The organism is Streptomyces sp. NPDC040405 (assembly GCF_055595765.1).
This window is the reverse complement of record NZ_JBVIVI010000038.1, coordinates 1-1,849: the sequence shown is the minus strand read 5'-3', so window position 1 is coordinate 1,849 and position 1,849 is coordinate 1. Positions and strand designations below refer to the sequence as shown.

Here is a 1,849-nt window from a genome sequence, read left to right as displayed (position 1 = left end):
ACACAGTGGACGCGAGCAACTGAGGACAAGCCCTCGGCCTATTAGTACCAGTCAACTCCACCGGTCACCCGGCTTCCATATCTGGCCTATCAACCCAGTCGTCTACTGGGAGCCTTAACCCATCAAGTGGGTGGGAGCCCTCATCTCGAAGCAGGCTTCCCGCTTAGATGCTTTCAGCGGTTATCCCTCCCGAACGTAGCCAACCAGCCATGCCCTTGGCAGGACAACTGGCACACCAGAGGTTCGTCCGTCCCGGTCCTCTCGTACTAGGGACAGCCCTTCTCAAGACTCCTACGCGCACAGCGGATAGGGACCGAACTGTCTCACGACGTTCTAAACCCAGCTCGCGTACCGCTTTAATGGGCGAACAGCCCAACCCTTGGGACCGACTCCAGCCCCAGGATGCGACGAGCCGACATCGAGGTGCCAAACCATCCCGTCGATATGGACTCTTGGGGAAGATCAGCCTGTTATCCCCGGGGTACCTTTTATCCGTTGAGCGACGGCGCTTCCACAAGCCACCGCCGGATCACTAGTCCCGACTTTCGTCCCTGCTCGACCCGTCGGTCTCACAGTCAAGCTCCCTTGTGCACTTACACTCAACACCTGATTGCCAACCAGGCTGAGGGAACCTTTGGGCGCCTCCGTTACTCTTTAGGAGGCAACCGCCCCAGTTAAACTACCCACCAGACACTGTCCCTGATCCGGATCACGGACCCAGGTTAGACATCCAGCACGACCAGAGTGGTATTTCAACAATGACTCCCCCTGAACTGGCGTCCAGAGTTCACAGTCTCCCACCTATCCTACACAAGCCGAACCGAACACCAATATCAAGCTATAGTAAAGGTCCCGGGGTCTTTCCGTCCTGCTGCGCGAAACGAGCATCTTTACTCGTAATGCAATTTCACCGGGCCTATGGTTGAGACAGTCGAGAAGTCGTTACGCCATTCGTGCAGGTCGGAACTTACCCGACAAGGAATTTCGCTACCTTAGGATGGTTATAGTTACCACCGCCGTTTACTGGCGCTTAAGTTCTCAGCTTCGCCCCGACGAATCAGAGCTAACCGGTCCCCTTAACGTTCCAGCACCGGGCAGGCGTCAGTCCGTATACATCGCCTTACGGCTTCGCACGGACCTGTGTTTTTAGTAAACAGTCGCTTCTCGCTGGTCTCTGCGGCCACCACCAGCTCAAGGAGTAAATCCCATCACCAGCAATGGCCCCCCTTCTCCCGAAGTTACGGGGGCATTTTGCCGAGTTCCTTAACCATAGTTCACCCGAACGCCTCGGTATTCTCTACCTGACCACCTGAGTCGGTTTAGGGTACGGGCCGCCATGAAACTCGCTAGAGGCTTTTCTCGACAGCATAGGATCATCCACTTCACCACAATCGGCTCGGCATCAGGTCTCAGACACATGCCACACGGATTTACCTGCGTGACGTCCTACACCCTTACCCCGGGACAACCACCGCCCGGGCTGGACTACCTTCCTGCGTCACCCCATCACTTACCTACTACCACCTTGGATCAGCGGCTCCACCACTCCCCTCAACTCCGAAGAGATCAGGGCGGCTTCACGGCCTTAGCATCAGAGGATTCGATATTGGGCGCTTCAAAGCGGGTACCGGAATATCAACCGGTTGTCCATCGACTACGCCTGTCGGCCTCGCCTTAGGTCCCGACTTACCCTGGGCAGATCAGCTTGACCCAGGAACCCTTAGTCAATCGGCGCACACGTTTCCCACGTGTGTATCGCTACTCATGCCTGCATTCTCACTCGTGAACCGTCCACAACTACCTTCCGGCGCTGCTTCACCCGGCACACGACGCTCCCCTACCCACCACA

1 rRNA gene is annotated in these 1,849 nt (G+C 56.7%); it reads right to left on the bottom strand.

Annotation, left to right across the window (positions count from 1 at the left end):
* Positions 1-21: 21 nt before the first annotated feature.
* Positions 22-1,849, bottom strand: a 23S ribosomal RNA gene (locus tag ACZ59A_RS44865); the annotation flags it as partial.